This is a genomic window from Wolbachia endosymbiont of Drosophila baimaii, assembly GCF_028982185.1.
Classification (GTDB): domain Bacteria; phylum Pseudomonadota; class Alphaproteobacteria; order Rickettsiales; family Anaplasmataceae; genus Wolbachia; species Wolbachia pipientis.
Map to the genome: position 1 here is coordinate 1 of NZ_JAPQLE010000101.1, position 6,111 is coordinate 6,111.

The window sequence follows — 6,111 nt, forward strand, 5'->3', positions numbered from 1 at the left end:
AGCATGCCATAAAAGCACTATATGCAGATAGAGCATGTGATAGGCACAAGTTTTATAAGTTGTGTAACGAATATGATATAAAGACAAAAATTCCACCAATAAACAATGCGGCAGAACATCCAGAAATAGATTATATGTCTGACAGGAATGCTGCTATTAGGTTAATAAAATTATACGGTGAAGATGGCATGAAAGAATGGAAAAAAGAAGTAAATTATGGGAAAAGATCTTATATTGAAGGGTTTTTCTCAAGATTAAAGCAAATATTCGGATTTAGTTTTAGGAATAAATCTGAGATAAATCGAGAAAAAGAACTGCTAATCAAATGCTATTTGCTTAATAAATTCACTGATATTGGTATGGCTAAATTTGAGATAGTTACATGAATTTACCATAAATCACCATCTCATAAAGTGTGATGCAACAAAGCCCACTGGGATCAAGTTTTCTTTACAAATTCACCAAAAGTGCTTCATTCTATAACGCAAAACCCATACTTACCAAACCCAATGCATTACTTGCAATTAAGTTTCCTGGATTCCAGTGTCAAGCACTGGAATGACACCATAGGGGGGGCTACTTGGATGACGGGAGAAGGAGGTTGCTTGGATGACACCCTGACAACCGTCATCCCGCTACGTGTTAGCGGCTAAGAGATACCGCGGCGGTATGACGGTTAAATAATTCGTCATCCCGCTGCTTGTTAGCGGGATCTCTTGTTAGCGGCTGAGATACCGCGAATGAATCGCGGTATGACGGCTAAGTAGGGTGTCATCCCAGTGCCCAGATACTGGGATCCAGTTTTCTTTACAAATTCACCAAAAGTGCTTCATTCTATAACGCAAAACCCATACTCACCAAACCCAATGTATTACTTGCAATTAAGTTTCCTGGATTCCAGTGTCTGGGCACTGGGATGACGTTATACGGTTCTTGGATGCAAAGAAGAGTGAGAAAAACTCTATAGTTAGCAAACTTTCAATCAGAAACAGCCAAAGATCTCTCTAAGATGTCAGTTTCTTTTGTATCTGCAACTTTACCGTTCTGATCGAATGAAATTTGCAGAGACTTACTACTATACTTCCTTTTTCCTAAAAAGTTGGCTTGTTTAATTTTATATGAGATATAGTACCAAACATTGTCATCGAACTTTGATACTAATGTTGGTGATCCTAAAGTGTGAACCACTTTTTCTTTATCGTCACCTACTTTTATCTTGCTCCACAATTCAACACCAATGCCAGGAGCTCCGTGATTGTGAATAGTGTGAGTGCAGCTCACTGTAAATAATAAAATAAAAGATATTAATACTCGCATTTCTGTTGATAAATTACTTGAAGCTATAATACACTAATAAATTATCTGCCGTCAAATTTCAAAAAAGTTAAATTGACTGATTCTCAATATCACTTAATATAATATTTACTTTAGAAAATAATAGGTGTCTTATGTCATTGTTAGAAGCAGATCCAATATACAAACCTTTTAATTACCCTTGGGCGTATGATGCGTGGCTGCAGCAACAAAGAATCCATTGGATACCTGAGGAAGTTCCGCTTGCTGATGACGTAAAGGATTGGAAAACTAAACTTTCAAGTGTAGAAAAAAATCTACTAACCCAGATCTTTAGATTTTTTACTCAGGCAGACATTGAAGTAAATAACTGCTACATGAGGCATTATTCAAATATATTTAAGCCAACGGAAATATGCATGATGCTTGCAAGCTTTTCCAATATGGAAACTATACACATTGCAGCTTATTCTTATCTTTTAGACACAATTGGCATGCCAGAAAGCGAGTATCAAGCATTCTTAAAGTATGATGCTATGAGAAAGAAGTATGAATACATGTTAGAATTCGAGGAAAGCAAAAAACACGATAAAAAACATGTAGCTAAAACTCTAGCGGTGTTTGGTGCATTTACCGAGGGGTTGCAGTTATTCGCATCGTTTGCAATTTTGCTCAATTTCCAACGCTTTGGAAAAATGAAAGGAATGGGGCAGATAATCGCCTGGTCAGCCCGTGATGAAACTTTGCACACCAATTCAATTATTATGTTATTTAATACATTTATTAAAGAAAATAATGAAATTTGGGATGACGAGTTTAAAGAGGAATTATATTCTGCATGTCGCACCATTGTTGAACTTGAGGATGAATTCATAAAGCTTGCTTTTGATTTCGGAGACGTTGAAGGACTATCCGCAGAAGAAGTGCGCAATTACATACGCTACGTAGCAAACAGACGGTTAATGCAATTAGGTCTTGAGTCCATATATGATGTTAATGATAATCCTATTCCGTGGCTTGATGAAATACTAAATGGCGTGGAACATACGAATTTCTTTGAAAATAGAGTAACAGAGTATAGCCGTGCAGCAACTCAAGGCACATGGGAGGACGCTTTTACTGAAAACGACACGAATAATAAGTGAGTGCTAATTTCACTCTTCTTTGTCATTCCAGTGTCAGCTACTTTCATTACACCATTTGCTGTGTAGTTTAGACAGTTTTGCTTTACTTAACAACTAACTTACCATATATATGTCCATAGGACATTGGTATATAAGAACGTGCTACAACTATTAATCTTACTCACGGTCATCACTTCAGTTGCATTCTTTGGTCATTTAGTTCCAATGGAAATAAAAACCTTCTTGTACTCAGTGAGCCTGAGTATAAAAGAGGTTTTGCTATTTATAATGCCTTTTGTTATTTTTGCGTTAATCTTTAGCAGTGTTAACAATCTTAAGCAGTCAGCTATAAAGTTTATATTGTTACTTATTATAATGATCTTCTTATCGAATCTGGCTTCAAGTTTAATAGCTTATTCTGTTGGGCATTTTATCATACAAAACACTCATTCAATACAAGATATAACGTATGAAGAAACAATTGTTCCTTTATGGTCGTTTAGGCTGCCGCTACTCCTTTCTAATTTTTATGCCCTTGCTTGTGGATTTGTGTCCAGCATAGTAGTGTCCACATTGCTACCCAAGAAAAGCAAAGAGCTTTCAAACAAAATGTTAGATTTAACTCTCTTTATTTTGAAGACGTTTTTGACGCCGATTATTCCAATATTTGTACTTGGGCTTGCTTTAAAAATGCAGCATGATCAAGTTTTACCTATAATATTTAAGGATTACTCAATAATTTTCATTATTATAGCATCTGCAACCTACTTTTATGTTTTCCTCTTATATGGAGCAGCAAATTCATTCAAGGTTACAAGCTGGATAGCTAGTATAGGCAATATGGTACCGGCATTTATTATTGCAATGAGCACAATGTCTAGTAATGCAACTATGCCGCTTACTCTTGAAGGAAGCAAAAAAAATGTAAAGCAACCTGACATAGCATCATCTGTCATACCAATAACTGCTAGCTTTCATTTAGTAGGTGATTGCTTTTTTATTATAATATTATCAATGATAATTGCCTCCGGTTATTCATTGTTCACAATAGATTATGTAACTTTTCTTCCCTATTTTTTGTTATTTAAGTTTGCTATCGTGGCAGTGCCGGCAGGAGGAATTATGGTAATGCTACCTATTCTTGAGAAATATCTCAAATTCTCTCCAGAAATGCTTTCGTTAATTACAGCATTGTATATAGTGTTTGATCCAATAATCACTTCAGCAAATGTTATGGGTAATGGTGCCTTTACTATAATATTTTCAAAACTCTATGATAAGCTTAAGTAATGTCTATTTTAGCGATTGATACTGTAGGTATTGGTAGTTCAATAGCAATAGTTGATTATGATGGTAACTGTTTTGTAGAGCACAATTCCACCAGCAATAGTCATGCAGAATCATTTTTTCAAATACTAAGTACTTTATTTGATAAGCACAACTATAATTATGATAAAATAGATCATTTGGCGGTAGTAGTTGGACCAGGAAGTTTCACTGGAATTAGAGTTGGTATATCAGCTGCACAAGGTATAAATCTTGCTACAAATAAGCCATTATACGGGGTTAGTGCGCTGGAAGTTCAAGCCTACGCAATATCTTTGCTTTGTGCAAATAGCAAAAAAAATATCAGAGCTATAATCAAAAATGCTCAAGGGTTTTATACACAGTTATTTGATTTCAATTTATTGCCGCTGTCTGGTCCAACTGCAGCATGTGACCCTGGTCACGCTACAAGCAGTACACATATGGATTGCAATTTAAATGCTAGCCGTGTAGGGCTATTAGTTCATTATAGACTAAAGAACAAGCAAAAATTAAATGAAGTTGAAGCTCTATATTTAAATGAGCCTCAGTATATGAAATTGCTATAGACTATTTTTTTGCATACACGCAATTTGGCTAAGCTTGTGCATCTGGTTTACTATCTCTTGAGCTACTTCTTTTATACTCATATTTGAATTTTCTATCTCTATAGCACTCGGTGGTGTAAATAAATTGTTAATCCTACATTGCTCTATCATGCTATTTAGATTAATCACCTTCCTATTTTTTCTTTGCCTTTTTAATGCAATACGCTTTTGTAATGTCGGTAGATCACACCTAAGTACCACAGGAAGGATTTCTGTGTTCATTTTTTTACTAAGCCTTACTATTGAATCATACATCCTCATGTTCTGGTCATTATTTTCCATCAACTCATCAATAAATATGTAATTTTTTGAGTGAATCGGATAATTTTCTATTACCTGAAGCATAATTTGCATAATGCCATATATTCTATCTTGAACTTCTTTAGGTATTTGATCACGTTCAAAGACACCATCGTATATAGAGCAAGCTTGAACATTGTTATAGAACTTACTATTTACAATTAATGCGTTTATCATATTAGATAATTCTATTGCTGTGGAAAGTTTACCACTTCCCGAAAGACCAGAGAGATATATGAAAAATCCTGCTGGCTGTTTTTTTGTGTTAATATTTACCATATTATTTTCAATCTTGAAACTTACATTTATAATAACATAAAAATGAAGCTTTAAAACATATGAAATATTATATAGAAAATTATTTTTGTAGTTAAGATATTATGTAATTTAAAAACATAAATTCTGTATATAAACTCTATAATAACGATAACTATTTTTAAGCAAGCTACAACACAAAAGTGTTTGGTATTCAGAAAGCAAGACAGAGTGGCATAGACTTATTAGTTTACTACAAGTCTCTTTTCGCGTATAAACCTTCAGAAGATTCTAACAGAGGATTGTGTTGTTAACAAAGAGCAGAGTAAAAAGGGATCTAGTCTATGCCTATCAGATTTTGTCCTACCTTAAGTTCGATGATCATACATATACTCACCTTTCAGTACGTTCTGAAGATCAAAAGTCGTTTTATATTTATCCGTTTGGTATGCGTTTTGATGAAGTAGATGAATGTTCGTTAATGAAAGTATCATTTGATGGAGATGTAATTGAAGGCAAAGAATATCAATATAATAGAACTGGCTATATAATTCATGGTTTTGTTTATCAAGCAAGGAAAGATATTCAAGCAATTTTTCACTTGCATACACCTTCTATTGTAGCGGTTTCTTCTCTCAAAGATGGGCTGCTTCCTATAAGTCAATGGGCACTGCACTTTTACAATAAAATCTCTTACCATAATTATAATTCCCTAGCACTTAGCGATACAGAAGGAAAGAGGTTAATAGCTGATCTGAAAGAAAATTTTGTCATGTTAATGCGTAATCATGGATCTATAACGTGTGGTCGGACTATACAAGAAGCAATGTTTTACTCGTATCATTTAGAACAAGCGTGCAAAACTCAATGTTTAACGTTAGCAATGAATAAGGAGTTATCAATTCCAAGTGAAGAAATTTGCTCAAAAGCTGTAAAGGATCTCCTATCTTTTGAAAGCAATCTTGGTGAGAGGGATTGGCACGCATGGGTTAGACTAATTAAAAGTAAGTTGTAAGAGACTTTCGCACTACTATCTGTCATCCAAGTAGCGCCTTCTCCCGTCATCCAAGTAGCTGACACTGGTTCCTTTATGACGGTTGTAAGTTGGAAATGTGATATAAAAGAAGCAAGAAGGAAGATATAGCACTTCTCATAATAGTCCAAAAAAGGTAAGATATGGATTTATAGTAGTGATGGTAAGCATGCCAGCAGCATATAGTTATGAC

Annotated in this window: 7 protein-coding genes; 5 read left to right on the forward strand and 2 right to left on the reverse strand. The window is 34.7% G+C overall.

Annotated features, from left to right (window positions below):
* Positions 1-386: transposase (locus tag OZD66_RS03310; protein WP_458695172.1), on the forward strand; the 386-nt coding region annotated here is incomplete at its 5' end.
* 592 nt (positions 387-978) lie between these two features.
* Here OZD66_RS03310 and OZD66_RS03315 read toward each other — a convergent pair.
* Entirely contained in the window at positions 979-1,317 is a 339-nt protein-coding gene (locus OZD66_RS03315; protein ID WP_182366516.1) for an outer membrane protein assembly factor BamE, read from the reverse strand.
* A gap of 131 nt (positions 1,318-1,448) precedes the next feature.
* Between OZD66_RS03315 and OZD66_RS03320 the strand changes: the two genes are divergently transcribed.
* The 3 genes from OZD66_RS03320 to tsaB all read left to right on the forward strand — a co-directional run bounded on the left by OZD66_RS03320 (position 1,449) and on the right by tsaB (position 4,291).
* On the forward strand, positions 1,449-2,438 hold the full coding sequence (locus OZD66_RS03320) for a ribonucleotide-diphosphate reductase subunit beta (protein WP_182366519.1): 990 nt from the start codon (positions 1,449-1,451) through the stop codon (positions 2,436-2,438).
* A gap of 138 nt (positions 2,439-2,576) precedes the next feature.
* Positions 2,577-3,707: a cation:dicarboxylate symporter family transporter gene (locus OZD66_RS03325; protein ID WP_182366602.1), complete on the forward strand. Its 1,131-nt coding sequence runs from the start codon at positions 2,577-2,579 to the stop codon at positions 3,705-3,707.
* Complete coding sequence (gene tsaB, locus OZD66_RS03330; protein WP_182366522.1) at positions 3,707-4,291, forward strand: tRNA (adenosine(37)-N6)-threonylcarbamoyltransferase complex dimerization subunit type 1 TsaB; 585 nt, start codon at positions 3,707-3,709, stop codon at positions 4,289-4,291. The genes OZD66_RS03325 and tsaB overlap by 1 nt, the downstream gene beginning before the upstream one ends.
* Here tsaB and OZD66_RS03335 read toward each other — a convergent pair.
* Positions 4,286-4,909: a DEAD/DEAH box helicase family protein gene (locus OZD66_RS03335; protein ID WP_077188561.1), complete on the reverse strand. Its 624-nt coding sequence runs from the start codon at positions 4,907-4,909 to the stop codon at positions 4,286-4,288. The two genes, tsaB and OZD66_RS03335, sit on opposite strands and share 6 nt — an antisense overlap.
* 280 nt (positions 4,910-5,189) lie before the next feature.
* Between OZD66_RS03335 and OZD66_RS03340 the strand changes: the two genes are divergently transcribed.
* On the forward strand, positions 5,190-5,900 hold the full coding sequence (locus OZD66_RS03340) for a class II aldolase/adducin family protein (protein ID WP_182366525.1): 711 nt from the start codon (positions 5,190-5,192) through the stop codon (positions 5,898-5,900).
* The last annotated feature ends 211 nt before the right edge of the window (positions 5,901-6,111 follow it).